The 26,616-nt window shown below is 64.7% G+C and carries 26 protein-coding genes and 1 tRNA gene; 21 read left to right on the top strand and 6 right to left on the bottom strand.

The features are described from left to right. The first annotated feature begins 1 nt into the window (after position 1). The 3 genes from WBR68_RS13040 (at position 2) to WBR68_RS13030 (ending at position 1,612) form a co-directional block, all read left to right on the top strand. Positions 2-262 carry a PP0621 family protein gene (locus WBR68_RS13040; RefSeq protein ID WP_050445690.1) on the top strand — a complete coding sequence of 87 codons (261 nt, stop codon included), beginning with the start codon at positions 2-4 and terminating at the stop codon, positions 260-262. 131 nt (positions 263-393) lie between these two features. Then, the gene (ampD, locus tag WBR68_RS13035) at positions 394-972 is read left to right on the top strand and encodes a 1,6-anhydro-N-acetylmuramyl-L-alanine amidase AmpD (RefSeq protein ID WP_230694552.1); all 579 of its coding nucleotides are present in this window, start codon (positions 394-396) and stop codon (positions 970-972) included. A 19-nt stretch (positions 973-991) separates the two neighbouring features. Continuing rightward, positions 992-1,612: a glutathione S-transferase family protein gene (locus WBR68_RS13030; protein ID WP_050445688.1), complete on the top strand. Its 621-nt coding sequence runs from the start codon at positions 992-994 to the stop codon at positions 1,610-1,612. Positions 1,613-1,849: 237 nt separating this feature from the next. On the opposite strand, the gene WBR68_RS13025 is transcribed toward WBR68_RS13030, so the two are convergent. Further along, positions 1,850-2,668: an IclR family transcriptional regulator gene (locus tag WBR68_RS13025; RefSeq protein ID WP_083447282.1), complete on the bottom strand. Its 819-nt coding sequence runs from the start codon at positions 2,666-2,668 to the stop codon at positions 1,850-1,852. 364 nt (positions 2,669-3,032) lie between these two features. On the opposite strand from WBR68_RS13025, the gene WBR68_RS13020 reads away from it, so the two are divergent. The 6 genes from WBR68_RS13020 to WBR68_RS12995 all read left to right on the top strand — a co-directional run bounded on the left by WBR68_RS13020 (position 3,033) and on the right by WBR68_RS12995 (position 8,252). Next, a complete protein-coding gene (locus tag WBR68_RS13020; protein WP_230694452.1) occupies positions 3,033-4,133 on the top strand; it encodes a 2-dehydro-3-deoxygalactonokinase in 1,101 nt (366 codons plus the stop codon). A gap of 10 nt (positions 4,134-4,143) precedes the next feature. Then, positions 4,144-4,797, top strand: a complete 654-nt coding sequence (locus WBR68_RS13015) for a 2-dehydro-3-deoxy-6-phosphogalactonate aldolase (RefSeq protein WP_230694451.1) — start codon at positions 4,144-4,146, stop codon at positions 4,795-4,797. Further along, positions 4,794-5,942, top strand: coding sequence for a galactonate dehydratase (gene dgoD / locus WBR68_RS13010; RefSeq protein WP_050445685.1), 1,149 nt, complete (start codon positions 4,794-4,796; stop codon positions 5,940-5,942). The genes WBR68_RS13015 and dgoD overlap by 4 nt, the downstream gene beginning before the upstream one ends. A gap of 144 nt (positions 5,943-6,086) precedes the next feature. Beyond that, positions 6,087-7,397: an MFS transporter gene (locus WBR68_RS13005; RefSeq protein WP_127185873.1), complete on the top strand. Its 1,311-nt coding sequence runs from the start codon at positions 6,087-6,089 to the stop codon at positions 7,395-7,397. A gap of 223 nt (positions 7,398-7,620) precedes the next feature. After that, positions 7,621-7,947, top strand: a complete 327-nt coding sequence (locus tag WBR68_RS13000; protein WP_198158136.1) for a type II toxin-antitoxin system RelE/ParE family toxin — start codon at positions 7,621-7,623, stop codon at positions 7,945-7,947. Continuing rightward, a complete protein-coding gene (locus WBR68_RS12995; protein ID WP_050445682.1) occupies positions 7,944-8,252 on the top strand; it encodes a helix-turn-helix domain-containing transcriptional regulator in 309 nt (102 codons plus the stop codon). The genes WBR68_RS13000 and WBR68_RS12995 overlap by 4 nt, the downstream gene beginning before the upstream one ends. Before the next feature lie 68 nt (positions 8,253-8,320). Here WBR68_RS12995 and WBR68_RS12990 read toward each other — a convergent pair whose 3' ends face one another. The 3 genes from WBR68_RS12990 to WBR68_RS12980 form a co-directional block, all read right to left on the bottom strand. After that, on the bottom strand, positions 8,321-9,520 hold the full coding sequence (locus WBR68_RS12990) for an MFS transporter (protein ID WP_230694450.1): 1,200 nt from the start codon (positions 9,518-9,520) through the stop codon (positions 8,321-8,323). A gap of 126 nt (positions 9,521-9,646) precedes the next feature. Continuing rightward, positions 9,647-10,456 carry an IclR family transcriptional regulator gene (locus WBR68_RS12985; protein ID WP_230694449.1) on the bottom strand — a complete coding sequence of 270 codons (810 nt, stop codon included), beginning with the start codon at positions 10,454-10,456 and terminating at the stop codon, positions 9,647-9,649. Then, positions 10,446-11,243, bottom strand: a complete 798-nt coding sequence (locus WBR68_RS12980) for an IclR family transcriptional regulator (protein WP_127185876.1) — start codon at positions 11,241-11,243, stop codon at positions 10,446-10,448. The genes WBR68_RS12985 and WBR68_RS12980 overlap by 11 nt, the downstream gene beginning before the upstream one ends. Before the next feature lie 236 nt (positions 11,244-11,479). Between WBR68_RS12980 and WBR68_RS12975 the strand changes: the two genes are divergently transcribed. The 5 genes from WBR68_RS12975 (at position 11,480) to WBR68_RS12955 (ending at position 18,123) form a co-directional block, all read left to right on the top strand. Beyond that, positions 11,480-12,646, top strand: a complete 1,167-nt coding sequence (locus WBR68_RS12975) for an acyl-CoA dehydrogenase family protein (RefSeq protein WP_230694448.1) — start codon at positions 11,480-11,482, stop codon at positions 12,644-12,646. Positions 12,647-12,712: 66 nt separating this feature from the next. Beyond that, positions 12,713-13,696: a Bug family tripartite tricarboxylate transporter substrate binding protein gene (locus WBR68_RS12970; RefSeq protein ID WP_050445677.1), complete on the top strand. Its 984-nt coding sequence runs from the start codon at positions 12,713-12,715 to the stop codon at positions 13,694-13,696. Between the two features lie 20 nt (positions 13,697-13,716). After that, positions 13,717-14,880, top strand: a complete 1,164-nt coding sequence (locus WBR68_RS12965; RefSeq protein WP_230694447.1) for an acyl-CoA dehydrogenase family protein — start codon at positions 13,717-13,719, stop codon at positions 14,878-14,880. A 19-nt stretch (positions 14,881-14,899) separates the two neighbouring features. Next, a complete protein-coding gene (locus WBR68_RS12960; protein ID WP_230694446.1) occupies positions 14,900-15,895 on the top strand; it encodes an acrylyl-CoA reductase family protein in 996 nt (331 codons plus the stop codon). A gap of 17 nt (positions 15,896-15,912) precedes the next feature. Beyond that, the gene (locus WBR68_RS12955) at positions 15,913-18,123 is read left to right on the top strand and encodes an acetate--CoA ligase family protein (protein ID WP_230694445.1); all 2,211 of its coding nucleotides are present in this window, start codon (positions 15,913-15,915) and stop codon (positions 18,121-18,123) included. On the opposite strand, the gene WBR68_RS12950 is transcribed toward WBR68_RS12955, so the two are convergent. Further along, positions 18,118-18,375 carry a helix-turn-helix domain-containing protein gene (locus tag WBR68_RS12950; protein WP_230694444.1) on the bottom strand — a complete coding sequence of 86 codons (258 nt, stop codon included), beginning with the start codon at positions 18,373-18,375 and terminating at the stop codon, positions 18,118-18,120. The genes WBR68_RS12955 and WBR68_RS12950 overlap by 6 nt on opposite strands. Before the next feature lie 158 nt (positions 18,376-18,533). Beyond that, positions 18,534-20,432, bottom strand: a complete 1,899-nt coding sequence (gene htpG / locus WBR68_RS12945) for a molecular chaperone HtpG (protein WP_230694443.1) — start codon at positions 20,430-20,432, stop codon at positions 18,534-18,536. Between the two features lie 186 nt (positions 20,433-20,618). On the opposite strand from htpG, the gene WBR68_RS12940 reads away from it, so the two are divergent. The 7 genes from WBR68_RS12940 to WBR68_RS12910 all read left to right on the top strand — a co-directional run bounded on the left by WBR68_RS12940 (position 20,619) and on the right by WBR68_RS12910 (position 26,514). Continuing rightward, the gene (locus WBR68_RS12940; protein ID WP_230694442.1) at positions 20,619-22,007 is read left to right on the top strand and encodes a uracil-xanthine permease family protein; all 1,389 of its coding nucleotides are present in this window, start codon (positions 20,619-20,621) and stop codon (positions 22,005-22,007) included. Between the two features lie 163 nt (positions 22,008-22,170). Then, positions 22,171-22,255: transfer RNA gene (locus WBR68_RS12935), tRNA-Leu, on the top strand. A 283-nt stretch (positions 22,256-22,538) separates the two neighbouring features. Beyond that, positions 22,539-23,156, top strand: a complete 618-nt coding sequence (locus WBR68_RS12930; RefSeq protein WP_050445670.1) for a nucleotidyltransferase domain-containing protein — start codon at positions 22,539-22,541, stop codon at positions 23,154-23,156. Between the two features lie 136 nt (positions 23,157-23,292). Further along, the gene (locus WBR68_RS12925) at positions 23,293-23,565 is read left to right on the top strand and encodes a hypothetical protein (RefSeq protein WP_230694441.1); all 273 of its coding nucleotides are present in this window, start codon (positions 23,293-23,295) and stop codon (positions 23,563-23,565) included. A gap of 464 nt (positions 23,566-24,029) precedes the next feature. Continuing rightward, entirely contained in the window at positions 24,030-25,019 is a 990-nt protein-coding gene (locus WBR68_RS12920; RefSeq protein WP_230694440.1) for a cupin domain-containing protein, read from the top strand. A 96-nt stretch (positions 25,020-25,115) separates the two neighbouring features. Next, entirely contained in the window at positions 25,116-25,655 is a 540-nt protein-coding gene (locus WBR68_RS12915) for a carboxymuconolactone decarboxylase family protein (RefSeq protein WP_230694439.1), read from the top strand. An 88-nt stretch (positions 25,656-25,743) separates the two neighbouring features. Next, the gene (locus WBR68_RS12910) at positions 25,744-26,514 is read left to right on the top strand and encodes an alpha/beta hydrolase family protein (protein ID WP_230694438.1); all 771 of its coding nucleotides are present in this window, start codon (positions 25,744-25,746) and stop codon (positions 26,512-26,514) included. Positions 26,515-26,616: the final 102 nt, after the last annotated feature.

Genomic DNA, 26,616 nt, shown 5'->3' with positions numbered 1-26,616 from the left:
CGTGGGCAAGTTGTTGTTCTGGATCGTTTTGATCATCGCGGTGCTGTTCGTGGCCCGCATCGCCGCCCGCATGGCGGCGGCGCGCCAGGAGGGCGACCCGCCCAAGGCCCGCAACCCGCCGGCCCCGGCCAAGCTCGCGCCCGAATCCATGGTGCGATGCGCGCACTGCGGCATCCATCTGCCCCGGTCCGAAGCCGTGCTGCTGAACGGGCACACCTGGTGCGGCACCGAGCACGCAAAGCTGGGCCCCGCCAAAAAGTAAGCGGCGGGCAGGCGGCAGCTTCGGCGCCGCCGGCAGCGTTTTACGCGCTCGCCCTTGCAGAATCACGGATTTGGGACGCGGCGGCGACCACGGCATAATGCCCGTTGGATTCACCACGCATGTTCTCTCTTATGGCTCTGCTTCTGGATCGACATGGCTGGCTGGCGCCGGCCCCGGGTGTAACCCTCCTGCCTTCGCCCAACCGCGACGCGCGCCCTAGCGACGCGCAGGTGTCGTTGCTGGTGCTGCACAACATCAGCCTGCCGCCGGGCAAGTTCGGCGGCCCCGAAGTCGCCGGGCTGTTCCTGAACACGCTTGACTACGCTTCGCACCCCTGGCTGGAACGCCTGCGCGGCTTGCGCGTGTCGGCCCACTTTTTTATTCGCCGCGATGGGCGCATCATTCAGTTCGTGTCCACCGACCAACGCGCCTGGCACGCCGGCGTGTCGCGCTTTAGCAAGCGCGAACGCTGCAACGACTTTTCGATTGGCATCGAACTGGAAGGCACGGACACCCTGCCCTACACCGATGAACAATACCTGGCGCTGCGCAAGCTGACGCGGGTGCTGCGCGTGCGCTACCCCTTGGCCGCGGCCCGAGGACACGAACACATTGCCCCGGGGCGCAAGACCGACCCCGGGCCTGCTTTCAACTGGACGCGTTTTTCGCGCGACAGCGGCTTTGCGCGGCGGCAGTTGCCGCCCGTCTGACCCTACTCAAGGACTGGTTATGTTGAAGATCTGGGGACGCCTGACGTCCGTCAACGTGCAGAAAGTGATGCTGGCCGTGCGCGAACTGGCGCTGCCGCACACCTTCGTACAGGCCGGCGGACCCTTCGGCGTGAACGACACGCCGGAATTCGCCAAGCTCAACCCGAACCGCACCGTGCCGGTCATCGACGATGGCGGCTTCGTGCTGTGGGAATCGAACGCCATCGTGCGCTACCTGGCCTCGCGCTACGGCGTGGGCACGCTGTGGCCCGAAGACGCCTGCCTGCGCGCGGATGCCGACCGTTGGATGGACTGGCAGGCCACCGAATGGCAAGGCGCCATGGGCCCCGCCTTTCTGGGGCTGATCCGCACGCCCGAAGACAAGCGCGACCACGCCGCCATTGAAAACTCGGTCAAGCGTTCCAACGCACGCGCCCTGATCCTGGATCAGGCCCTGCAAGGCCGCGAGTTCATCGTTGGCCGCCACCTGACCATGGGCGACGTCGCGCTGGTTTGCGCGGCCCACCGCTGGCTGGCCATGCCCATTGAACGCCCCGACACCCCGGCGCTGTCCGCCTGGTACCGTCGCGTGATGATGCGCCCCGCCCCCCAAGGCGTGCTGACGCTTCCGCTGGAATAGCGCGTATTGCGTTGTTATTCCCGACTCGTAGGATGGGTGGAGCGCGATAAACAGGTGCGTAGAACACCGCTGCGGATCGCGCGAAACCCATCAAACAACAAAGGCGATGTGGCTGCTTCCCCTTAGGATCAGGCGATGTGGCTGGTTCGGCTTCGGATCAGGCGTTGTTTGATGGGTTTCGCGCGATCCGCGGTTGCGTTTTTGCGTGCGACCTCGCGCGCTACACCCATCCTACGCTCAGCCGCGGTCCACCTTCCAGCCCATTTCCGCCGAGATGCCCGCCGCCGCGTCCTGCACCACGGGGATCATGTCGCGCATGCGCTCCAGGGACATGTACGGCACCGTGCTGGACACGCTGATCGCGGCCACGATGCCGCTTGAGGCATCGCGCACGGGCGCCGCCACGCAGCGGATCGACGGCTCGTTGTCTTCCAGGTCAAACGCATAGCCTTGCGCCGCGTATTCGCGCATGCGGTCGCGGAACGCTTCCCAGGTCTGCTGGCCGCCCGGCGCGCGCGACGATACCGGCGCGCCAATGCGATGCAGCGCCTTCCATTGCGGCTCTTCGGTATCCAGCAGCAGCGCCTTGCCCACGCCCGTGGCGGCTAGCGGCATGCGATGCCCCACGCGCGACCGCATCTCCAGCCCTTTCTTGCCCGAGATCTTTTCCAGGTACAGCACGTCGTCGTTGTCACGCACGGCCAGATGGATGGTGTCGCCGGTCTGTGCCGCCAATGCGTCCAGGTAAGGACGCGCCAGGGTCGCCATGGGAAACGCTTCGCGCGCCTGGAAACCCAGCTCGATCAGCTTCGGCCCCAGCACATACCCCACCCCGGGCAAGGCCCGCAGATAGCGTTCCTGCACCAGGCAACTGGCCAGCCGGTGCGTGGTGCTGCGCGCCACGCCGATACGGGCGCAGATGTCTTTCAGGTCACGCGCACCGGCCGCCACCGCCTGCACCACGGCCAGGCCTCGCATCAGCGTCTGAGTACCAGCAGGGGCGACGGCGTCGGGGTCCAAGGTGGGAAAGGGCATTGCAGGCGGGGTGGCGGTCATGAAACGTGAATACACAGCGAGAACGGGAGCAAGCATAGCCGGGATGGCGCAGGGCGGCGATGCGGATGCGGCGGGGTGGCCGGGTGGCGGCCCCCATGGCACGGAGGCAAAGGCAACGGCGGCTTGGCTACCACTGCATTTATTCCCTGTATGTGGGATTTAATTCTACATTTTGAGATTTTTCAAGCACTGATCTAGAATTTTTTCCCAGCGCGCGCCGGGCGGAATAAAGGCCCGGCGCGCAACAAGACAACAAGGCCGCCGCGCCCCGTATTGCCCCTCTTGCCCGCGCCGCTACCGGCGCGGCCGGGCACGCTGCATGGGCAAGCAATCGGGCAAGGCGCCCAACGATGAGACACATCAGATGACACCCGCCACACCCGCCCGCGCGGCGCTTATCGCGCTGGATTGGGGCACCTCTTCACTACGCGCTTACCGGCTGGACGACACGGGTGGCACGCTGGACACCCGGCATCTGCCCTGGGGCATCATGCGCCTGCCGCAACCCTTGCAGGATGGCGCGGCCAGCACCGCCCTGTCCGGCTTCGATCTGGCGTTTGAACAGGCTTGCGGCGACTGGCTGCGCGCAGAGCCGACGCTGCCTGTCATTGCCTGCGGCATGGTCGGCAGCGCCCAGGGCTGGCAGGAAGCGGCTTACCTGGACGTGCCCGTCGACCTGAAACGCATCGGCACCCTGCTGACGATGGTGGAACGCAAGAGCGCCGGCCCCAACGCCACCCCGCTGCACATCGTGCCCGGCCTGATCCAGCGCCACGGCTTGCCCAACGTGATGCGCGGCGAAGAAACCCAGGTGTTCGGCGTGATGTTCGATCAGGTGGGCGGCTGGGGTGCGAATTCGTCCGTCCACTCCGCCGACAGCGTGCTGATTGGCCTGCCCGGCACACATTCCAAGTGGGTCAACGCCCGCCGCGGCCGCGTCACGCATTTCAACACCTTCATGACGGGCGAGGTCTACGCCGCGCTGCGCGGCCACACCATCCTGGGCCGCACGATGAGCGATGCGCCCGCCGCCGAACAGAACGCCGACATCGCCGCCGACAGCAGCGCCTTCATGCGCGGCGTGAAGGTAGCCGGCGCCCCGGCCGGACGGGCCGGCGTGCTGTCCACCATCTTCAGCACGCGCGCGCTGGGCCTGACCGGCGAACTGGCGTCTTCCTTGCAAGCCGACTATCTCTCGGGCCTCTTGATTGGCCATGAAATTTTCGCGCTGGCCCAGATGCTGCGCGAGCAAGGCGAGCTGCCCCGCATCGTGCTGTGCGGCGACCCCGCGCTGTGCCAGCGGTACATCCTGGCCATGCAGCACTACGGCCTGGGCACGCCCGAACAGGCGCAAAACGCCACGGAACGCGGCTTGTGGCACCTGGCCGTCTGCGCCGGGCTGGTCAAGGCCGGGCAGATCAACACCGAGCGGGCCAAGCCTTCCCCCCATTCGGCATCCCTCTAGGAACCAGCACATGAACCACACCGGACTGCAAACCGCCATGGCCCAATGCGGCCTGATCGCCATCCTGCGCGGCATCCAGCCGCACGAAGCGGAAGACATCGGCAATGCACTGTACGACGCGGGCTTTCGCCTGATCGAAGTGCCGCTGAATTCGCCGGACCCGCTGGCCAGCATCCGCGCCATGCGCGCCGCACTGCCCACCGACTGCCTGATCGGCGCGGGCACCGTGCTCAAGCCCGATGACTGCGCGCGCGTGCAGGACGCGGGCGGTGAACTGATCGTGATGCCGCACAGCGACGCCGCCGTCATCCGCGCGGCCAAGAAACTGGGCATGGCGTCCTGCCCCGGCGTTGCCACGCCCACCGAGGCGTTTGCCGCGCTGGCGGCCGGCGCCGACGTGCTGAAGATGTTTCCCGCCGAACAGCTGGGCCCCGCCGTGCTGAAGGCCTGGCGCGCCGTGATGCGCCCGCCGATCGCGCTGGTGCCGGTAGGCGGCATCACGCCCGACAACCTTTCCGTTTTTGCTCAGGCCGGCGCCAGCGGCTTCGGCCTGGGCTCCGCCTTGTACAAACCCGGCCTGACGACCACCGACGTCGGCCAGAACGCGCGCGCATTCGTCGCCGCCTGGCAACGCGCCTATTCCGCCCAGGAGACCCAAGCATGAAGATCACCAAGCTCACCACCTACATCGTGCCGCCCCGGTGGTGCTTCCTGAAAATCGAAACGGACGAAGGCATCGTAGGCTGGGGCGAACCCGTGGTGGAAGGCCGCGCGCATTCGGTGGCCGCCGCCGTGGAAGAACTGTCCGACTACCTGATCGGCAAAGACCCGCGCAACATCGAAGACCACTGGACGGTGCTGTACCGAGGCGGCTTCTATCGCGGCGGCGCGATCCACATGAGCGCGCTGGCCGGCATCGACCAGGCGCTGTGGGACATCAAGGGCAAGCACCTGGGCGTGCCGGTGTCGCAACTGTTGGGCGGCAACGTGCGCGATCGCATCCGGGTGTATTCGTGGATAGGCGGCGACCGCCCGGCCGATACCGCCGCCGCCGCCAAGAGCGCGGTGGACCGTGGCTTTACCGCCGTGAAGATGAACGGCACGGAAGAACTGCAATACATCGATTCGTTCGACAAGGTGGATAAGTGCCTGGAGAACGTGGCCGCCGTGCGCCAGGCCGTTGGCCCCAACGTGGGCATCGGCGTGGACTTCCACGGCCGCGTGCACAAGCCCATGGCCAAGGTCCTGATGAAAGAGCTGGACCCGTTCAAGCTGATGTTCATCGAAGAGCCGGTGCTTAGCGAACACTACGAAGCCTTGAAGGAACTGGCGCCACTGACGTCCACCCCCATCGCGCTGGGCGAGCGCCTGTTCTCGCGCTGGGACTTCAAGCGCGTGCTGTCCGAAGGCTATGTAGACATCATCCAGCCCGACCCGTCGCACGCGGGCGGCATCACCGAAACCCGCAAGATCGCCGCGATGGCCGAAGCGTATGACGTGGCGCTGGCGCTGCATTGCCCGCTGGGTCCCATCGCGCTGGCTACCTGCTTGCAGATCGATGCCGGTTGCTACAACGCCTTCATCCAGGAACAAAGCCTGGGCATTCACTACAACGCCGCCAACGACTTGCTGGACTACGTCAGCAACCGCGAAGTCTTCAAGTACGAAGACGGCATGGTCGCCATTCCGCAAGGCCCGGGCCTGGGCATCGAAGTGAATGAGGAATACGTGAAGGAACGCGCCGCCGTGGGCCACCGCTGGCGCAACCCGATCTGGCGCCACGCCGACGGCAGCTTCGCCGAGTGGTAAGGCCAGCCCGATCACGCTGACTGACCGCCATGCGGCGCCTCTTGCTTCTGTCACGAGCGCCGCTTTTTCTTCTTTATATCGATAACCCAAAGGCATCTAAACCGATGCCGCCCGCCCCTTGAAGGGCGCACGAGGAGACAATCCGTGTCGACCGCCACCCACGCCGGCCTGCAACACGCCCAGCGCCCCACGCGCAGCCGGTACATCATCATGGTGATGTTGTTTATCACTGTCGTCATCAATTACCTGGACCGCAGCAACCTGTCCATCGCCGCGCCCGCGCTGAAAGACGAGTTTGGGCTGGACACCTGGCATGAAGGGCTGATCCTGTCCGCCTTCGGCTGGACCTACGCCGCCATGCAGATTCCCGGCGGCTGGCTGGTGGACCGTGTATCGCCCCGCGTGCTGTACGCCGCCGCGCTGATCCTGTGGTCGGCCGCGACCTTCTTCATGGGCTTTGCCAGCAGCTTCATCATCCTGTTCGTGTTGCGGCTGGCAGTGGGCGCGCTGGAAGCGCCCGCCTACCCCATCAACAACCGCGTCGTCACCACCTGGTTTCCGGAAAAAGAACGCGCCACCGCCATCGGCTTCTACACGTCCGGCCAATTCGTGGGCCTGGCGTTCCTGACGCCCGTGCTGGCCTGGTTGCAGCACCATTACGGCTGGCACATGGTGTTTGTCAGCACCGGCTTGCTGGGCATCGTGTGGGGCGTGCTGTGGTACCTGATCTATCGCGAGCCGCGCCAGTTCAAGGGCGCCAACGCCGCCGAGATCGAACTGATCCAGCAAGGCGGCGGCGTGGTCGACCTGGACCGCAACGCGCACGCCAAGAAGGCGCCGTTCAACTGGAATGACCTGGGCCTGGTGATGTCCAGGCGCAAGCTGTGGGGCGTGTACCTGGGGCAGTTCTGCCTGACGTCCACGTTGTGGTTCTTCCTGACGTGGTTCCCGACCTATCTGGTGAAGTACCGGGGCATGGACTTCATCAAGTCTGGCTTCCTGGCATCCGTGCCCTTCCTGGCCGCATTCGTCGGCGTGCTGTGCTCGGGCGTGCTGTCCGACTTCCTGGTGCGCCGTGGCGCCAGCGTGGGCCTGGCGCGCAAGCTGCCCATCATCCTGGGCCTGCTGATTTCCACGTCGATGATCGGCGCCAACTTCACCGACTCCACCCCCTGGGTCATCTTCTTCCTGGCCCTGGCCTTCTTCGGCAACGGCCTGGCGTCAATCACCTGGTCGCTGGTGTCCACCTTGGCGCCGGTACGGCTCTTGGGCCTGACGGGCGGTGTGTTCAATTTCGTGGGCAACCTGTCATCCATCTGCACGCCCATCGTGATCGGCTTCCTGGTATCGAAAGACAACTTCGCCCCCGCCATCGTGTACGTGTCGTCGCTGGCACTGCTGGGCGCACTGTCGTACATCCTGCTGGTCGGCAAGGTGGAACGAATAGAAGCGTGATTGATGTGTGTTGGTGAGATGAAGGGTGCCGGATGAACGGCACCCTTTTTTTTGTGCGCGATATGCAGCCCGAGAGCACAGAGCAAGGGCTAAAAACGTCACTTCCACGTTTTCCCTTTTGCAGCGGATCAAGGACCATCACGCCATGTGAGTCACATCCGCCGATGACGAGACGGCACGGATAAGCAACTTGACTAATTTTCGTCGATAAACGAATATGGCCATGTTTGAAATTGAACACTACGTGACCGCCGATGCCGGGGTCGACCTTTATGTGGCGTGGTTGAAAAGCCTGCGTGACAACCGCGCAAGAGTGGCGATCATCCGCCGAGTCTTTCGCATCCACCAAGGCAACTTCGGCGATCACAAGTTCTGCCGCGAAGGAGTCTGGGAACTACGAATTGATATCGGCCCGGGGTATCGCGTGTATTACGGGCTAGCCGGACGGCGTGTGGTGCTGTTGCTTTCCGGCGGCGACAAACGTTCGCAAACTGACGACATCGAGCGCGCGGTACGCGCTTGGCAACATTGGAACCAGAGAACACCATGAAAAGCAGACCCCATGATGAAGCGATGGCCGAGCTGTACCGTGATGACCCCGCATTGGCCGTTGACCTGATCAACAGCGTGCTGGAAGACGGAACCCAGGCTGAGCTCTTGATCGCGCTGCGGCAACTGACGCAGGCTTTTGGTGGCGTGCAGACCGTGGCGGCGCAGGCGCACCTGAATCCCACCCAGCTCTACCGCACGCTCTCACCCAAGGGCAACCCCGCGCTAAGCAGCCTGACGGCAATCCTGAAAGCCTTGGGCCTGCGGCTGGCGGTACAGCCGCTGACGCCCGCGGGCGCCAGATAACGTTAATGGGCGGGTTGGGCGACAACACCCAAACCCGCCCAGCGAATAGCTCATGCTCGACGCGCCCCTCAGCAGCCCTGCATCGCCAGCTTGCGGCGGCGCACGTTGCCGGCCCGCTGCACCAGCACCAGCCCCAGCCCGGCCGTTGCGATGACGGCACCGGCAATCGGGACCGCCGCGTAGCCCAGCCCGGCCGAGATCACCGCGCCGCCGGCAGCCGCGCCGACCGCGTTGCCCAGGTTGAACGCGCCCACATTCACCGAAGACGCCAGCCCGGGGGCCGCAGTGGCGGCGCGCATCACGCCCATCTGCAAGGGCGGCACCACGGCGAAGGTGGCGACGCCGAAGATCAACAGGGAAATCGCCGCGCCGATCTGGGTGGAGGCGATCCACGGGAACGCCAGCAGGTCGATGATGACGATCACCAGGAAGGTGATGAGCGTACCGTCCAGCGAACGGTCGGCCATGCGGCCGCCCAGGCCATTGCCCAACGTGAAGCCCAGGCCGATCAGCACCAGCATGCCGGTAATGAAGGCGGGCGATGCGCCGGTGATATCGGCCAGCGTGGGCGCAATGTAGGTGTACAGCGTGAACATCGCGCCCGCGCCCAGCACCGTGGTCAACAGCGCCAGCAGCACGACGGGGCTTTTCAGCACGGCCAGTTCATGGCGTACATCCGGGCGGCGTCCCGCTTCGCCCGCCGGCAAGGCGAACCACAGCGACAACATCGCAATCAAGCCCAGCACGGCGGTGGCGGCAAACGACATGCGCCAGCCGATCACCTGCCCCAGCCACGTGGCGGCGGGCACGCCGCCCACGTTGGCGATGGTCAAGCCCATGAACATGGTCGCCACCGCGCTGGCCTGCTTGTGGCGCGGCACCACGCTGGCCGCCACCAGCGAGCCCAGGCCGAAGAACGCGCCGTGGTTCAGGCTGGTGACCAGCCGCGCCAGCAACAGCGTGGTGTAGTTGGGCGACAGCGCCGACAGCACGTTGCCGATGGTGAAGATCAACATCAACAGAATCAGCGCCTTGCGCCGCGACCAGCGCGAAAACGCCAGCGTCATCAGCGGCGCGCCCAGCATCACGCCGATGGCGTAGGCGCTGATCAACATGCCGGCGCTGGGAATGGACACGTCCACGCCCTCGGCAATAACGGGCAACAGGCCCATGGGAGAAAACTCGGTCACGCCAATGCCGAACGCACCGACGGCGAGCGCCAGCAACGGCAGGCCGGACTTGACCGGCGGATTATCTTGCGGGTTCATGCGGATTCCTTGGAGCACGTCGGAAAGACAGGCGTGCAGTATGACGGCGCGATCCTTGCGGAAAAAGCCGTCTGGCGGGCAAACACTTTTGACTTCAAGTCACGAATCGCCGCCGAGGCACGGGCGCTACGTCAGCCCCAGCAAGCGCTCCGTCTCGCGCGCCAGGGCGACCAATCGGGGGCCGATGTCGGCGGCCCGCTCGCGATAGGGTCCGTCCCCCGACGGTACGCCGCAGTTGAAGACGTACAGCAGCGACTGATAAGGCCGCCACAAGGGCGCGGCAAAGCCATAGGCGTCGGGGCGCCACTGCACGTTGTTGCCGCAATACCCCTTGCGTTCCAGGTCACGCGATGCCGCCGCCAGGCTGGGGAAGTGCTCGGCGTAATGGCGCGCGTCCGCCACGCGCAACTGGTTCAGCACCACCGCCCGCTCGGCATCCGGCACGCGGCACAGCCAGGCCTTGCCCGCCGCGCTGGACAGCAAGGGCAAGGCCGCGCCGATGTCGGGCCGGGTCTGCAAGGCATCGTTTGACCTGGCGGTTTCCACATAGACCATCTGCAAGCGGTCGCGCACCACCAGCGACACCGCGCCGCACGCATGGTCGGCCAACTGCTTCATCAGCGGCCGCGCCAATTGGCGGATCTGCATGCTGGCCAGCAAGGGGTAGCTTAGCGCCAGCACAGACGCGCCCAGCCGATAGCGGGCGGGCGAGCCCAGGCGCTGCAGGAAACCCAGTTCAACCAAGGTATGCGTCAGGCGCGCCACCGCGCTTTTGGACAGGCCGGTCTGCTGGGCGAAGTCCTTGTTGGCCAGCTCGGGCCGGTCCGCCCGAAAACACGCCAGGAGATCGATGCCGTGCGCCAAGGTGGTGGCAAAGTCGCGGTCGGGGTTGGACTTGGGGTCGCCAACGGCGTCATGTTCAGGTTCAAGCGGCATCCTGGCGCTCCAGCATTTTTTCCACCCGCGTCACCAAGGTCAGCAGACGCGGCGCGATGCGTCGGCGCAAATCGCCCGCCCGCAGCCGTCGCGTCGGCACGCCGCAATTGAACACGAACACCTGACCGTCCACCGGACGGCGCATGGGCACCGCCACCGCATGCACGTCGGCATGCCATTCGCCTTCGGCCACGCAGTAGCCATGCGCGGCATAGTCCCGGCGCGCCTGCTCCCAACCCGGTGCATGCCGTTGCCAGGCGGCGGGATCTTGCTGGCGCAGCGCGTGCAACAGCACTTGCGCCTCGTCCTCATCCGCCTGCGCCAGCCACGCCCGCCCCATCGCCGACGGCAGCAGCGGCAGCATCGCCCCGATGTCCGGCCGAAACGCCACGGCGTCGTGCCCCCGGCAGGTTTCCACGTACACCATGTGCGCGCCGTGATGCATGCCCAGCGACGCCGACCCGCCCGCCGCGTTGGCCAGCCGCGTCATCAGCGGGCGCGCCAACTGCCGCAGCTTGATGCTGGCCAGCAAGGGATAGCTCAGTGACAACAGCGCCGTGCCCAGGCGGTAGCGACGCAGGCTGGCGTCATAGCGCAACAGGCCGCGTTGAACCAGCGTATAGGTCAGCCGCGAAATCGTGGCTTTGGACAGGCCGGTGCGGTCGGCCAGCTCGCGGTTGCTGAGCGCCGGCTCGCCATGGCGAAAAGTCTGCAACACCGCCAGGCCGTGAGCCAGCGTGGTCGCGAAATCAGGGTCGGGGTGATGGCCGCCCAGGGGCGTGGTCATGGTCGCAATCCGGGTGGACATTCCGCAATGAAACGGGGAAAGCGAAAAACAAAACGCGCGGAATGCTGATGCCGATGATAGAGCAAGCACGCCATTCATCGCGCAATAAGCGTTCAAGATATCAAAACACTTGTCTCGCATTTCGCGTTGCTTTGCTAGCCTGGGTTCCATATTGCCCCGGTGCGGATTCCTCCGCGCCATCCGGGCAGCCAATCAAAAAAATCGGAGACGACCCCATGATCAGGGACCCTGACGGCTTTGCCGCCTTCATCGAATCGCTGCGGCGCTTCGTCCGCCAGCAACTGGTTCCGCGCGAAGCCGAAGTGGCGCGCCTGGATGAGGTGCCCGACGATCTGGTGCGGGCCATGGCCGACCAGGGCATGTTCGGTTATTCCATCCCGGAAGCCTACGGCGGCGCGGGCATGAGCACCGAAGAACTGATCCGCGCGGCGATTGAACTGTCGCAATGTTCCGTGGCGTTTCGGGCGCGGGTTGGCACCAACACCGGCATCGGCTCTGAAGGCCTGGTGGCGGACGGCACCGAGCAGCAGAAAGACCACTACCTGCCCCGGCTGGCCTCGGGCGAATTGACCGGCTGCTTCGCGCTGACCGAGCCACAAGCCGGGTCGGACGCCACCGCCTTGCGCACGACCGCCGTGCGCGACGGCGACAGCTATGTGCTGAATGGCGAAAAGTGCTTCATCACCAACGCCCCGCTTGCCGGCCTGTTCACCGTCATGGCGCGCACCGACCCCGACGCGCCCGGCGCCAAGGGCATATCCGCCTTCATCGTGGAACGCGGCACACCGGGTTTGTCCACCGGCCGGCCCTACGACAAGATGGGCCAGGCGGGTTCGCCCGTGTCCGCCGTCTACTTCGACAACTGCCGCGTGCCCGCCGCCAACCTGATCGGCGGCCAGGAAGGCATGGGTTTCAAGACCGCCATGAAAGTGCTGAACAAGCAGCGCATTCATTTGGCCGCGCTGTGCATCGGCCCCGCCATCCGCATGCTGGACGACACGCTGCGCTTTGTGGCCGAACGCCAGCAGTTCGGCAAGCCGCTGATGGACTTCCAACTGATCCAGGCGATGCTGGCCGATTGCCAGACCGACATCCAGGCCGCGCTGGCGCTGGTGTTGCAAACCGCGCGCGAACGCGACGAGGGCCGCGACGTAACCATGAACGCGTCCATCTGCAAATACTTCGCGTCGGAAATGTGCGGCCGCGTGGCGGACCGCTGCGTGCAGATGCACGGCGGCTACGGCTACATCGCCGACCAGGGCATTGAACGGTTTTATCGCGACGTGCGCCTGTTCCGCCTGTACGAAGGCACCAGCCAGATTCATCAACTGACCATCGCCCGCCACACGCTGGCGCAGGCCGGTTACACGCCCGGCCGCTAGGCCAGGGCGCTATCCCGGGACCGCAGCCACCAGAAGCCCGCGGCCCATCAACCCAAGGAGACTCACATGCTGCACAAGCACCTGCCGAAATGGATCGGCGCCATCGCCACCGCACTCACCTGCGCGGCGCTGCCGCCCCAAGCCGCCGCCGCGTATCCCGACAAGCCGATCCGGCTGATCGTGCCGTTCGCCCCCGGCGGATCCACCGACATTCTTGGCCGCCTGCTGGCCGAAGCGCTGCAGCCCATTCTGGGCCAGCCCGTCATCGTGGAAAACAAGCCGGGCGCTGGCGGCAATATCGGCGGTGACTTCGTGGCGCGCGCCGCGCCGGACGGCTACACGCTGCTGCTGGCGGCGGCTGGCCCCACCGTCATCAACCCCAGCCTGTACGCCAACATGCCGTTCGACCCCGCCCGGGACCTGACCGCCATCACCTGCCTGGAACGCGAACACAACCTGATGGTGGTGACCAAGTCCATGCCCGTGAAAACGTTGCAGGAATTCCTGACGTACGCACGCGATAACCCGGGCAAGCTGTCGTTCGGTTCCCCCGGCAATGGCTCGCCCGCGCAACTGGCCGGCGAACTGCTCAAGCAAAAGGCCGGCCTGCAAGCCGAGCACGTGCCCTACAAAGGCAGCGGCCCCGCCATCACCGACCTGGTCGCCGGCCATATCGATTTCATGATCGACAACATGCCCGCGCTGCTGCCGCAAGTGAAAGCAGGCACCCTGCGCGCGCTGGCCGTGCCCAGCGATGCGCGCGCCACCGCCGCGCCGGACATCCCCACTTTCAGCGAAGCCGGCCTGCCGGGCTTTGAGGTCATGGCGTGGAAAGGGCTGATGTCGCCGGCCAACACGCCGCCCGCCGTGGTCGACCGCTTGCATGCCGCCGTGGCCAAGGCCTTGCAAGACCCCGAGCTGCGCACTCGCTTCCAGGAATTGGGCGCCGAGCCGCTGGTCAACACGCCCGCCGAATTCGCCAAGCAGATCGCGGACGAGACCTTGTGGTGGGGCAAGCTGATCAAGTCCACCGGCACCCGCATCCAGTAAACCTCTAAAAAGAGACCGCCATGCCCGCCCAGCCCACCGGCGACGCCGCCATTGAAGACCTGTGCGAACGGGTTCGCCGCTTTGTCGATGACATCGCCATCCCCGAGGAATCCACCGCCATCGCCCGCAACGTAGCGGCCTTGGACGAATGCGTGGCGCGCTTGCGCGTGCAAGCCCGGGATGCCGGCCTGTACGCGCCGCAACTGCCCGTGGAACTTGGCGGGCTGGGCCTGGGCTGGCGCGCGCTGGCGCAAGTGCTGGAAGCGGCCGGACGCGGCTTTCTGGGGCCGGCCGCCTTGAACTGCGCCGCGCCCGACCAACCCAATATGCTGACCCTGCTGCGGCTGGGCACGCCCGCCCAACGCGAACGCTATCTATTGCCCCTGGTTCGCGCCGAACAGCGCGCCTGCTTCGCCATGACCGAACCCGCACCCGGCGCGGGCTCCGACCCGTCCATGCTGCGTACTCGCGCAACAAGGCACGGCGAAGGCTGGGTGCTGCACGGACACAAGCAATTCATCAGCGGCGGTGTCGGCGCGGACTTTGCGCTGGTGCTGGCGCAGGCCGACGCCGGCGCCACGCTTTTCGTGGTGCCCGCCGACACACCGGGCTACCGCGTGGTGCGCGACATCGGCATGGTCACCGGCTACCAGATCGGCGGCCATGCGGAAATTGAATTGAACGGCTGCGAAGTCGGCGACGACGCCGTGCTGGGCGAACCCGGCCGTGGCCTGGAATACGCGCAACTGCGGCTGGAGCCCGCGCGCCTGTCGCACTGCATGCGCTACATCGGACGCGCCCGCCGCGCCCTGGAAACCGCGCAAGCGTACGTCAACACGCGCGAGTCGTTCGGATCGCGCCTGGCCGACCTTCAGCAGATTCAAGCCATGGTGGCCGATTCGCACATCGACCTGCACGCAAGCCGCTTGATGACGCTGGATTGCGCCGCCCGCATGGACGCGGGTTTGTCCGTCAAACAGCACAGCGCCATGACCAAGGTCTTCGTATCCGAAGCCGTGAACCGCGTGGCCGACCGCGCCGTGCAAATGATGGGCGCATCGGGCCTGTCGGACGACACCCCGGTCGCCATGATCTGGCAAGAAATGCGCCCCTTCCGCATCTACGACGGCGCCAACGAACTGCACCGCGCCACCCTTGCGCGCCGCCTGTTGGCGCGCGGCTGACCCATCCCCGGAGACCCGCATGCCCATCCCCACCTTCCAGGCCTACCGGCTGCATGGCGGCGCCGACGGCGCGCCCCCTGAAGGCCGTTTCGACTCCTTGTCGGAAGAGGATCTGTCGCCCGGCGACACGCTGATCAAGGTCGCCTACGCCGGCCTGAACTACAAGGACGCGCTGGCGCAGGCCGGACGCGGCAACGTCGTGCGCCAGTACCCTCGCATCGGCGGCATCGACCTGAGCGGCACCGTGGTGCACTCCACCGACCCCGCGCTTGCTCCCGGCCAGGAAGTCGTCGTGCATGGCTTTGGCATCGGCGTGGACTGCGACGGCGGCTATGCGGAATACGCACGCGTGCCGCATGACTGGGTGCTGCCCTTGCCCGCCGGCATCACACTGCGCGACGCCGCCGTGCTGGGCGCCGCGGGGTTCACCGCCGCGCTATCCCTGCACTGGATGGAACACTGCGGCCTGACGTCCGATCAGGGCGAAGTGCTGGTCACGGGCGCCACCGGCGGCGTGGCGGGCATCGCCATCGACATCCTCAGCCAACGCGGGTATCGCGTCTGCGCCATGTCCGGCAAACCGGATGCCGCCGACTACCTGCGGTCGCTGGGCGCTGCCGAGGTCATGGCCCCGCCCGACCTGTCCGCCCCCATCAAACCCTTGATGAGCGCGCGCTGGGCCGGCGTCATCGATTCCGTGGGCGGCCCCTTGCTGGCCCACGCGCTGGCCAGCGTGCGCCCCGACGGCGTGGTGGCCGCGTTTGGCAACGCGGGCGGCGCGGAGCTGCCCACGTCCGTCATCCCCTTCATCTTGCGCGGCGTAAAGCTGCTGGGCATCAACGCCAACAGCCCCATGCCGCTGCGCCGCGCGCTGTGGCAACGGCTGGCCACCGACTACCGCCCGCAGCGCCTGGACCTTGCCGCGCGCGTCATCCAACCCCAGGACTTGCCGCAAGCGCTGGCCGCCATGCTCGAACGCGGCAGCACGGGCCGAAGCGTCGTGCGCTTTTCCTGAACCACCCCGCCCCCATCATGACTACGCATTCCGATCTCTCGTTGTCCCGCCTGTTCACCCCGCGCAGCATCGCCATCGTGGGTGCGTCCGCCACCCCCGGCAAGATCGGCGCCATGCCGGTCAGCCTGCTGCGCCAGCATGGTTACGACGGCCGCATCCTGCCCATCAACCCGCGCGCCGACAGCATCCAGGGCTTGCCCGCCGCGCCCGACCTGGCCGCGCTGGATACCGACGTGGACCTGGTCATCCTGGCCGTGCCCGCAGCGCACGCGGCTCAAGCGTTGCAAAGCGCGCGCCCCGGCCAGGTAGGCGGTGCGGTCGTCTTCACGTCAGGCTTTTCGGAAACGGGCGCCGAAGGCGTCGCCATGCAAGAGGCGCTATGCGCCATCGCGCGCGAACGCGGCATCCGCCTGCTAGGGCCCAACTGCCTGGGCTACATGAACGTGCGTCACAAGGTCTATGCCACGTTTTCGCCCGCCCCCGCCAACGGCGCCGTGGCGCTGGGCGGCATCGGCATGGTGTCGCAAAGCGGCGCGTTCGGCGCCTATGCCTATTGCATGGCGCGCGAACGCGGCCTGGGGCTGTCGCACTGGATCAGCACCGGCAACGAAGCCGACATCGACGTGGCCGACTGCATCCACTGGCTGGCGCACGACGCCGACACCCGCGTCATCATGGCCTACATGGAAGGCTGCCGCGACGGCGCCAAGCTGCGCCGCGCATTGGCCGCCGCGCGCGACGCCGGCAAACCCGTGGTCGTCACCAAGATCGGCCGCACCCAGGCCGGCGCGCAGGCCGCCGCGTCGCACACCGCCGCGCTGGCGGGCGATGACGCCGTCTACGACGCGCTGTTTCGCCAATACGGCGCGCTGCGCGCCCGCAGCATCGAAGACTTCTTCAACCTGGGCTATGCGCTGGACACCTGGAAGCAACGCCCCCAGGGCAAGCGCTTGGGCATCTTCACGATCTCTGGCGGTGTCGGTGCATTGATGGCGGACGAGGCCGAGGAAGCCGGCCTGTCACTGCCCGAACCAGACGCTGCCGCGCAGGCCCGCTTGTTGGAACGCGTACCCTTCGCCGGCCCGCGCAACCCGGTCGACGTCACCGGCCAGGTGGTGTCCGAACCCGGCCTGCTGCTGGCCACCGCCGACGACATGCTGGCCGACGGCCGCTACGATGCGCTGGCGGTCTTCCTGGCAGCGGCTGGATCATCGGAGACGTTGTGGCCCACCTTCGAAACCTTTGCCCGCGAGATGCGCGCCCGCCATCCCGACGTGCCGCTGGCCTTCTGCGCGCTGTTCCCGCCTGAACGCCGCCGCGAGCTTGAACGTCTGGGCACGCTGGTGTTCGAAGACCCCAGCGCCGCGATAAGGACGATAGGCGCGGTAGCGGGCTTGGCGGGGGCCACGTCGGATGCTGCATCGAATGGAAGCACGGCTGGAAGCACGAACAGCAGCACGACCGGAACCACGAGCGGCAGCACGGACGGTACCTCCAACGCCGCCCCGAATACCCACGCCTCCGTGCCTTCTATTAATGCAAGCACCGCGCCATTGCGCGACACCTACAACGAAGTGCAGGCGATGGACGTCCTGCGCCAAGCCGGCCTGCCCGTGCCCGACTGCACGCTAGCCACCGACGCCAACGCCGCCGTGGCCGCCGCTGCCCGCGCGGCCGGCCCCGTGGTCTTGAAAGTGGTGTCGCCCGACATCCTGCACAAAAGCGATGTGGGCGGCGTGAAGCTGAACCTGTCGGGCGAAGACGCCGTGCGCCAGGGCCACGCCGCCATCCTGGACAGCATACGCACGCACTGCCCCAATGCGCGTATCGACGGCGTACTGGTCGCGCCCATGGCGCCCAAGGGCGTGGAGTGCATCGTGGGCGTGCACGGCGACCCGGTCTTCGGCCCCGTCGTCATGTTCGGCCTGGGCGGCGTGTTCGTCGAAGTGCTGAAAGACGTCAGCTTCCGCCTGGCGCCCTTTGACCACGCCCAGGCCTTGTCGATGATCCGAGAAATCAAGGGCTACGCGCTCTTGCAAGGCGCACGCGGCGCACCGCCTTGCGACATCAATGCGTTGGCGGATGCCTTGGTGGCGCTGTCGCGCTTCGCGGATGCGCGCCGGGAGGATTTCAGTTCGGTGGAGATCAACCCATTGCTGGCGCTGCCGGATGGGCAGGGGGTGCTGGCTTTGGATGCGGTGCTTATTCCCAACGCTGGGCGGTCATGACAATCTTGGGCGCTTGGGCACGACCTGCACTTCCAGCCCAAGCAGATCCAGCATGTTCAATACCTTCTGCAATTGCAGCGTGGGTTTGCCACGCTCCAGGTCGCCCACTAAGCGGATGCCTGTATTGCACAAGCCGGCCAGATCCAATTGAAGCAAGCCTTGCTCACGCCGCAACGTTCTCACCAGCTTGCCCAGATCCGCCGAGGTTTGAATGATCACCGGCGACTTGGGCGGTGCGTGCTGGAATGACATGAAGGCCTCCAAAATTACCGATCGTGAATATTCCGCGCAAAAAGTCGCATTCCGGCAGAAATATTACCGATCGGGAATATTCATTTCGCCCGCTGCCTCGCGCAATAAAAAAAGGGCGCCTTAAGTTCAGGCGCCCTCTCATCCCACTACCCCGCCGCTTACTTCAGCAGCAAGGCATTCAAGCGCTTCACAAACGCGGCCGGGTCGGCGATTTGCGCGCCTTCGGCAAGCAGGGCCTGATCCAGCAGCAAACGCGCCCACTGATCAAACTCACCATCTTCCGCCGCACGAATACGCGCCAGCAGCGGGTGTTCCGGGTTGATTTCCAGCACCGGCTTCACGTTCGGCGCTTCCTGGCCTGCGGCCTTCAGCATGCGCAGCAGGTGCGGGCTGAGTTCGTTCTGGCCCACCACCACGCACGCCGGCGAATCCACCAGACGCAGCGTCACGCGCACTTCCTTCACCTGCTCTTCCAGCGTCTTTTGCAGGCGCTCGACCAGCGGCTTGAAGTCTTCAGCCACTTCGGCCTGATGCTTCTTTTCTTCTTCGTCGGCCAGCTCGGCCAGGTCCAGGCCGCCCTTGGCCACCGACACCAGCGACTTGCCATCGAATTCGCGCAGGTAGGACAGCATCCATTCGTCAACGCGGTCAGACAGCAGCAGCACCTCGATGCCCTTCTTGCGGAAGATTTCCAGATGCGGGCTGTTGCTGGCGGCGGCGAAGGTGTCGGCCGTGACGTAGTAGATCTTGTCCTGGCCTTCCTTCATGCGCGACACATAGTCGGCAAACGACACCGTCTGCGCCTGGTCGCCCGAATGCGTGGACGCAAAGCGCATCAGCTTGGCAATGCGTTCCAGGTTGGCGGAATCTTCACCCGCGCCTTCCTTCAGCACCTGGCCAAACTCCGTCCAGAACGTGGCGTAGTCTTCCGGCTTGTTCTCGGCAAGGTCTTCCAGCAGCGACAGAATGCGCTTGGCCGAGCCTTCACGAATGGCGCGCACGTCGCGGCTTTCTTGCAGGATTTCGCGCGACACGTTCAAGGGCAGGTCGGCGGAATCGATCACGCCGCGCACAAAGCGCAGGTACGACGGCAGCAGTTGGTCGGCGTCGTCCATGATGAAGACACGCTTCACGTACAGCTTCACGCCGTGGCGGCCGTCGCGGTCCCACATGTCCATGGGTGCGTGCTTGGGCACGTACAGCAGTTGCGTGTATTCGCTGCGGCCTTCCACGCGGTTGTGCGTCCAGGCCAACGGGTCGTCGTAGTCGTGCGACACCGTCTTGTAGAACTCGCGGTACTGCTCTTCGGTGACTTCCGACTTGCTGCGGGCCCACAGCGCATTGGCCTGGTTCACCGTTTCCAGTTCTTCGGTCTTGACCTGCTCGCCCTTTTCCTGGTCCCACTCTTCCTTGGCCATGCGGATCGGCAAGGAGATGTGGTCGGAATAGCGGCGCAGAACTTCGCGTAGCTTCCAGCCGTTCAGGAAGTCGTCTTCGTCGGCACGCAAGTGCAGCGTCACATCGGTGCCACGCGTGGCCTTGTCAGCCGCGCCAATCGTGAATTCGCCCTGGCCGTCGGATTCCCACTGGATCGCGTCCGTGCTGCCGGCACGGCGGCTGACCACCGTGACCTTGTCCGCCACGATGAACGACGAATAAAAGCCCACGCCGAATTGGCCGATCAGTTGCGCGTCTTTCTGCTTGTCTCCCGTCAACTGGGAAAAGAATTCCCGCGTGCCGGAACGCGCGATCGTGCCCAGATTGGCCACGGCTTCTTCGCGCGACAGGCCAATCCCGTTGTCCGAGATGGTGATGGTGCGCGCGGCCTTGTCGTAGCTGACCGTGATGGCAAGCTCGCCATTGCCTTCCAGCAAGTCGGGCTGGTCGATGGCTTCAAAACGCAGCTTGTCGCAAGCGTCCGATGCGTTCGACACCAGCTCGCGCAGGAAAATTTCCTTGTTGCTGTACAGCGAATGGATCATCAGGTGCAACAGTTGCTTCACCTCGGCCTGGAACCCCAGGGTTTCGGACGTGGAAGACGTGGCGGTTTGGCTCATGGTTCTACGTGAAGTAAAAAATTAGGGACGAAATAAAAAAGGAAGCCGGGGCGAAATGCCCGCGCGGAATCCCGGAAACCCTACTGAGGTGGGGGCTATCGGGAACTTTTCAAGGCCCCGTCGCGGCAGCGGCGCGAACCCCGCTAAAATCCCGCACTTTCTTCCACCCCGGCCGGCCCTCCGCCCATGCAACCCGCCTCCCTGTCCCAACCCGCCCCCCACGGCGCGCCCGACGACGCGCCCAGCGCAGACCTGGTCTACGGCCCCGACGACCGCCCCGCCCCGCCCGTCGCCTTCGTCGCCGCGTTGCAGCACCTGCTGGCCATCCTGGTTCCCATCGTCACCCCCGGCCTCTTGATCTGCCAGGCACTCGGCGTCAGCAGCCGCGACACCACGCTGATCGTGTCCATGTCGCTGGTCATCTCCGGCATCGCCACCTATGTGCAGTGCAAGCGCTTCGGCCCCCTGGGCGCCGGCTTGCTCATCGTGCAAGGCACCAGCTTCAATTTCGTGGGGCCGCTGATCGCCGGCGGCTCGGTCATGGTCAAGCAAGGCACGCCCGTCGAAGCCGTCATGGCCGCGATCTTCGGCGTCGTCATCGCCGGATCCTTCGTGGAAATGGGCATCAGCCGCATCCTGCCCTTCGTCAAACGCCTGATCACCCCGCTTGTGACCGGCATCGTCGTGCTGCTGATTGGCCTGACCTTGATCAAGGTCGGCCTGATCAGCATGGGCGGAGGTTTTGGCGCCATGGCCAACGGCACCTTCGCCAGCGCCGAGAACCTGACGTTGTCCGGCCTGGTGCTGGGCACCATCATCCTGCTGAACCGCGTGCCGGTCGTCTGGATCCGCAGCACCGCGCTGGTCCTGGCGCTGGCCGTCGGCTACATCGCCGCCGCCTATATGGGCCGACTGGACTTCATCGGCGCGCGCGAAGCCGCCCTGTTCCAGATCCCCGTGCCGCTGCACTTTGGTCTGGGCTTCTCGTGGGCGCTGTTCGTGCCGATGCTGATCATCTACCTGGTCACGTCGCTGGAAGCCATCGGCGACGTCACCGCCACCAGCAAGGTGTCGAAGCAGCCCGTCGAAGGCCCGCTGTGGATGCAGCGCATCAAGGGCGGCGTGCTGGTCAACGGCGCGAACTCGCTCTTGGCCGGCGTGTTCAACACCTTCCCCAGCTCGGTCTTCGCGCAGAACAACGGCGTGATCCAACTGACCGGCATCGCCAGCCGCCACGTCGGCGTATGGATCGCCGGCATGCTGATCGTGCTGGGCCTGTTCCCCAGCGTGGCCGGCGTGCTGCAAGCCGTGCCCGAACCCGTCCTGGGCGGCGCCGCCATGGTGATGTTCGGCGCCGTCGCCGCATCCGGCATCAACATCCTGGCGGGGATTCAGTTGGATCGTCGTGCGCTATTGATCATCGCGGTGTCTCTGGCTCTGGGGCTGGGCGTGTCGCAAGTGCCGGAAATTCTGTCGCATTTGCCGCATGCGGTGAAGAGCGTGCTGGAATCGGGTGTCGCCACCGGCGGGATCTGCGCCTTGGTGATGAACTGGTTCTTGCCGGAAAAGAAGTAGGTAGAGCTTGAGGGCTGGGTCCGCTTTTTGGCTGGATGGCCGGGCGGATCTGGCTCTGATCAGGGGCTAGATGTGGGGCCGCCTGACAATTTTTGAAAGTACGCATATAATCGCTGTCTTCGTTCTCCCGCAGCCGTCATCTGGACGTGTTCGCGACCCCCTTGCCCGGGTGGTGAAATTGGTAGACGCAGGGGACTCAAAATCCCCCGCCGCAAGGCGTGCCGGTTCGATTCCGGCCCCGGGCACCAGAAAGCTCTCAAGCATCCGCCGGTTTTTTTCTTGACCGCGCAACGCAAATTTCTCAGCATTTACTGCGCATACGTTCCGCCTCTTGATGGCGTAGAGCGATGTGGTCGCGTACGGCAGGTTCGTTTGATGAGCCGAGAGCGCTACCGAAGATTCCAAAGCCTCTGCATACGCAGAGGCTTTTTTCATTGATGCGTGTGGCGCGGGAGAAAGCAAGCCGCTCGTTCAGCTACTCGTCCACGGCTACTCCCATAGATACCCAATTTGGGTACAATCACACCCAATATGGGTATAACGATCGAAGCCCCTCTCACGCACAGCGGTCTCGCTGACGCGCTTTTTCCTGGCACCAAACAGCGAGTGCTGGGGTTGCTGTTCGGCCAGCCGGATCGCAGCTTCTATGCCACGGAAATAATCGGCCTCGTTGCCAGCGGATCCGGATCGGTGCAACGCGAGTTGGCCAACTTGGCGCAGACCGGCTTGGTCACGGTGAAGGCGGTCGGCAATCAGAAGCACTACCAAGCCAATCCCGACTCGCCCATCTTCGCGGAACTATGCGCGATTGTGCAGAAGACCATCGGCCTGGCCGGACCACTGCGCGAGGCGCTTGCCCCTCTGGCCTCGAAGATCATGGCGGCGTTCGTGTACGGCTCGGTGGCTAAAAATACCGACACCGCTCGCAGCGATATTGATTTGATGCTGCTTAGTGACGACATCAGCTACGGCGATGTGTTTGCGGCGCTGGAGGATGTGGGGAACAAGCTCGGCCGGCCGGTGAACCCCACCATCCTCACGCGCAAGGAATTCACCAAACGCGTAGAGGCACAAGAGTCTTTCCTGACCCGGGTGCTGGCGCAACCCAAGATTTGGATCATAGGAGCCGAGGGAGACCTCCCCACTTGAAAAGCTGAGTGGCCCGGGAAAGTCGCTGAAGGCTGAGCCTCCCGATACCAAAGAATTTGAAGGCCTGAAACGCTCCGGGCATGCAAGGCTGCGCGACGCCTGCAACGTGTCGCTTTCAATGGAGAGCCGCTTCGAATTGGCCGACAACGCCGCTCATGCGCTGTGCTTGGCGGCGCTGCGTAGGAGTGGCTATCGCTGCACCAATCGCTATCTTGTGTTTCAGCTTTTGCCGCACACGCTTGGGGTCGGACCGGAGGTGTGGCGCGTTCTGTCGAGATGCCATGACATTCGCAATCTTGGTGAGTACGAGGGCGACTTGAATGTGGATGAGCGGATCGTCACTGATCTGGTGGCGGCATGCCAGGTTGTTGCGGCGAAGGTTGATGCATTGGCGCCGGTAGACGCGTGACGCACTAGCGGCAGCTTGACTCCCCCATCTCATACAGACAACAATCGGCACAATCACGCCCGAACCTCTGCTGCTGGCTAGCCCGGCAATATGTTCGGGCCTTCTCATTTCTGAGGCATGGATTTGGTCCAACAGCCGCGACTTGAGCTTGCCGCTTACGCTGATTTAGAGCATTCAACGCTTGAGCCGCGGCGACAGATGGTCGTAGCTAAGAGGTACGAACACACCCATTTTTGGCGCAACTGCACCCAGCGTGGAATTTTGTAGTCTGACACCATTATTGGGACATCAGTGTGCAACGCAACAGCACGCACATGGATTCTTCGGCAATGCTGCGCCGTGGCGGGAAAGCCCGCCAGGCCAGCACGCCAGCCGGCCTGGGAAACCGGCAATTGGTGCCTTACGCCATCGGCAAGTAGACTGCGCCTGTGGCCGACTGCACCGAGTGTCGAACTCCCCATCCTATGCCCCAACCCGACTGGTTAAGTCACCTTCTGAAAATGATCGTCGTCACCGGCCAGCTGGAATTCCGCTGCGCCTACGGCGCGCCGTGGAGCGTGGTGTACGACCAGTCCGCGCCACGAGAAATTCCCTATCATGTCGTGCTGAAGGGCCGCGCCTTCCTCGAGGATCCCGAGGGCAATACGGTCGCGGAACTGGGCAGCGGCGACATCGTGCTGATGCCTCACGGATCCGCCCACGTGCTGCATGACGGCAGTGGACGCGTAGCGGGCCCCGCGCACAATCGCGAGGATTCAACGGGTTGGACAATCAGCGAAAACAACGGCACTGGCGAGAAACTGGACATGTTGTGCGGTCGCTTTTTCATAGCGCCTCCCCATGACAGACTGATTCGCGATTACCTGCCCACGAAACTGATCGTGCGGACAGCGGATGGTGATGACGCGGCGAAAGCCGATCCCCCCTTGAATCACTTGGCTAGTCTGGTCGGCCTGATGCGCATGGAATCCGCCGAGGGCAAGCTGGGCGGATACGCCATGCTCAACGCCTTGTCGTCGGCGCTGTTCACGCTTACCTTGCGCGCGGCCAGCGAATCCGCGCAGGCTCCCGTGGGGCTGTTGGCGCTGGCTGGCCACCCCCGGTTGGCGCCCGCCATCGCGGCCATGTTCAGCGCCCCCGACAAGCCTTGGACCTTGCCCGATCTGGCCGGGCTGTGCAGCATGTCGCGCGCCACCTTCATGCGTCACTTTCAGGACAAGCTGGGGCGCTCAGCCATCGACATGCTGACGGACATCCGGATGAGCCTGGCCGCCAACGAGTTGAAGAAGCCGTCGATTACCGCCGAAGCCGTGGCCGATTCGGTGGGCTATCAATCGGTGTCGGCGTTTAGGCGCGTGTTCACCGAATGGATGGGAATGACTCCTGGGGAATGGCGCCGCTTGTCACGCGCGACGCCTGCATCGGGCCATTCTGAACAAGAGCCGATGTTTTGATCCTAATTAGGATTATTTTGATATTTAACAGACTCGAACGGATCGTTTTGCGGACGTAAAGTGGAGGCTCTTAACCACCACATTGAAGGAAACACCATGAGCCGCATCGCTATCCCCGCCATCGCAACCGCCACTGGCGCCACCGCCGACGTGTACGCCCAAGTCAAGAAAATTGCCGGTGGCTCCGTGCCCAATCTGTACGCCGCCCTGGGCCACCTGGCCCCGGCGACCCTGGGCGCAGTGCTCAACGCTGAAGGCGTGCTGGCGTCGAGCAGCCTGAGCAAGCAAGACCTCGAAACCATCAAACTGCTGGTCAGCGAGCAAACCGGTTGCGATTACTGCGTGGCTGCTCACTACATGCTGGGCAAGATGGTTGGTCTGTCGGCCGATGCCTTGCGCGCCATTCGTGCGGGGCAGCCCACCGGTGACGCCAAGCGCGATGCCTTGATCCGCTTCGTCTTGAACGTACAAAACACCAGCGGCACCATCAACGAAAATGAATTCGCAGCGATTCGTGCCGCGGGCTACAACGACACGCAACTGGCCGAGATCTCGCTGGCCATCGCACTCACGATCTTCACCAACACCTTTAACCGTATCAACGACACCGACGTCGATTTTCCGGCCGCGCCGTAAACCATCTTGCCGGGCGAGGGGTGGTGCGCAACACCCCTCGCCAGGCACTGACATGGCGCAACGCATGCCAACAACAGGGACATCATTCATGACCGCACAAGCCTTTGAATTTGACGGACCTCGCGGCTATCGGCTCGCGGGGCGGCTAGAGCTGCCCGATGCCGAACCGCAGGGCTGGGCCATACTTGCCCACTGCTTTACCTGCGGCAAGGACAGCCTGGCGGCCAGCCGTCTGGCGCGAGCCCTGGCGGCGCGTGGCATCGGTGTACTGCGCTTCGATTTTGCAGGGCTGGGCAATAGCGGCGGAACCTTCGCGGATGCAACGTTCGCGGCGGACGTGGATGATCTGGTCGCGGCCGGCAACGCGATGGCCGAAGACGGCAAGCCTCCCTCCATCCTCATCGGCCATAGCTTGGGCGGAGCGGCTGCCTTGATGGCCGCCGGCAAGATGCCAGGCATACGTGCGGTGGCCACGCTGGGCGCGCCTTTCGACGTCAGCCATGTCCTGCATCAATTTGATCCCGGAAGTCTCCAGGCCATCGAAGCGCAAGGGCAAGCCGAGGTCCTGCTTGGCGGCCGGCCATTCATCGTGCGCAAGAGTTTTGTCGACGACCTGGGGCAGCACGATCTGGCGTCGCGGATCGCACAATTACGAATACCGCTGTTGATTCTGCATTCGCCGCTGGATGCAACGGTGGGCATCGAAAATGCCGGGCGCATATTCGCGGCGGCCAAGCATCCCAAGAGTTTCATTTCGCTGGACGATGCCGATCACTTGCTAACGCGCCGGGCGGACGCAGACTATGCCGCGGCCATGATCTCAACTTGGGCGAGTCGGTTTCTGCCTGCGGAAGGTTGACGCGTAGGCCTCTACGCCCCACAAACCGTCGCGCTGCTGGCAAACTAGTCAACCGGCATCCCGTTGATAAAAATCATCATGACCCCTGCATTGCTTCGGATA

The sequence above is a fragment of the Achromobacter sp. JD-1 genome (assembly GCF_038594925.1).
Taxonomy (GTDB): Bacteria; Pseudomonadota; Gammaproteobacteria; order Burkholderiales; family Burkholderiaceae_B; genus Achromobacter; species Achromobacter spanius_C.
The sequence above is the reverse complement of the archived record's forward strand: the minus strand, read 5'-3'. Positions and strand labels throughout refer to the sequence as shown.

Bases quoted from the DNA above. Each gene is read 5' to 3' on its own strand.
- WBR68_RS12940 (WP_230694442.1), top strand. From the start codon at position 20,619: ATGCAACCCGCCTCCCTGTCCCAACCCGCCCCCCACGGCGCGCCCGAC.
- dgoD (WP_050445685.1), top strand. From the start codon at position 4,794: ATGAAGATCACCAAGCTCACCACCTACATCGTGCCGCCCCGGTGGTGC.
- WBR68_RS12975 (WP_230694448.1), top strand. From the start codon at position 11,480: ATGATCAGGGACCCTGACGGCTTTGCCGCCTTCATCGAATCGCTGCGG.
- WBR68_RS12910 (WP_230694438.1), top strand. From the start codon at position 25,744: ATGACCGCACAAGCCTTTGAATTTGACGGACCTCGCGGCTATCGGCTC.
- WBR68_RS12930 (WP_050445670.1), top strand. From the start codon at position 22,539: ATGGGTATAACGATCGAAGCCCCTCTCACGCACAGCGGTCTCGCTGAC.
- WBR68_RS13025 (WP_083447282.1), bottom strand. From the start codon at position 2,668: ATGACCGCCACCCCGCCTGCAATGCCCTTTCCCACCTTGGACCCCGAC.
- WBR68_RS13000 (WP_198158136.1), top strand. From the start codon at position 7,621: ATGTTTGAAATTGAACACTACGTGACCGCCGATGCCGGGGTCGACCTT.
- WBR68_RS12980 (WP_127185876.1), bottom strand. From the start codon at position 11,243: ATGACCACGCCCCTGGGCGGCCATCACCCCGACCCTGATTTCGCGACC.
- WBR68_RS12920 (WP_230694440.1), top strand. From the start codon at position 24,030: ATGCCCCAACCCGACTGGTTAAGTCACCTTCTGAAAATGATCGTCGTC.
- WBR68_RS12965 (WP_230694447.1), top strand. From the start codon at position 13,717: ATGCCCGCCCAGCCCACCGGCGACGCCGCCATTGAAGACCTGTGCGAA.
- htpG (WP_230694443.1), bottom strand. From the start codon at position 20,432: ATGAGCCAAACCGCCACGTCTTCCACGTCCGAAACCCTGGGGTTCCAG.
- WBR68_RS13015 (WP_230694451.1), top strand. From the start codon at position 4,144: ATGAACCACACCGGACTGCAAACCGCCATGGCCCAATGCGGCCTGATC.
- WBR68_RS12955 (WP_230694445.1), top strand. From the start codon at position 15,913: ATGACTACGCATTCCGATCTCTCGTTGTCCCGCCTGTTCACCCCGCGC.
- ampD (WP_230694552.1), top strand. From the start codon at position 394: ATGGCTCTGCTTCTGGATCGACATGGCTGGCTGGCGCCGGCCCCGGGT.
- WBR68_RS12985 (WP_230694449.1), bottom strand. From the start codon at position 10,456: ATGCCGCTTGAACCTGAACATGACGCCGTTGGCGACCCCAAGTCCAAC.
- WBR68_RS12950 (WP_230694444.1), bottom strand. From the start codon at position 18,375: ATGTCATTCCAGCACGCACCGCCCAAGTCGCCGGTGATCATTCAAACC.
- WBR68_RS12990 (WP_230694450.1), bottom strand. From the start codon at position 9,520: ATGAACCCGCAAGATAATCCGCCGGTCAAGTCCGGCCTGCCGTTGCTG.
- WBR68_RS12960 (WP_230694446.1), top strand. From the start codon at position 14,900: ATGCCCATCCCCACCTTCCAGGCCTACCGGCTGCATGGCGGCGCCGAC.
- WBR68_RS13030 (WP_050445688.1), top strand. From the start codon at position 992: ATGTTGAAGATCTGGGGACGCCTGACGTCCGTCAACGTGCAGAAAGTG.
- WBR68_RS12970 (WP_050445677.1), top strand. From the start codon at position 12,713: ATGCTGCACAAGCACCTGCCGAAATGGATCGGCGCCATCGCCACCGCA.
- WBR68_RS12915 (WP_230694439.1), top strand. From the start codon at position 25,116: ATGAGCCGCATCGCTATCCCCGCCATCGCAACCGCCACTGGCGCCACC.
- WBR68_RS13020 (WP_230694452.1), top strand. From the start codon at position 3,033: ATGACACCCGCCACACCCGCCCGCGCGGCGCTTATCGCGCTGGATTGG.
- WBR68_RS12995 (WP_050445682.1), top strand. From the start codon at position 7,944: ATGAAAAGCAGACCCCATGATGAAGCGATGGCCGAGCTGTACCGTGAT.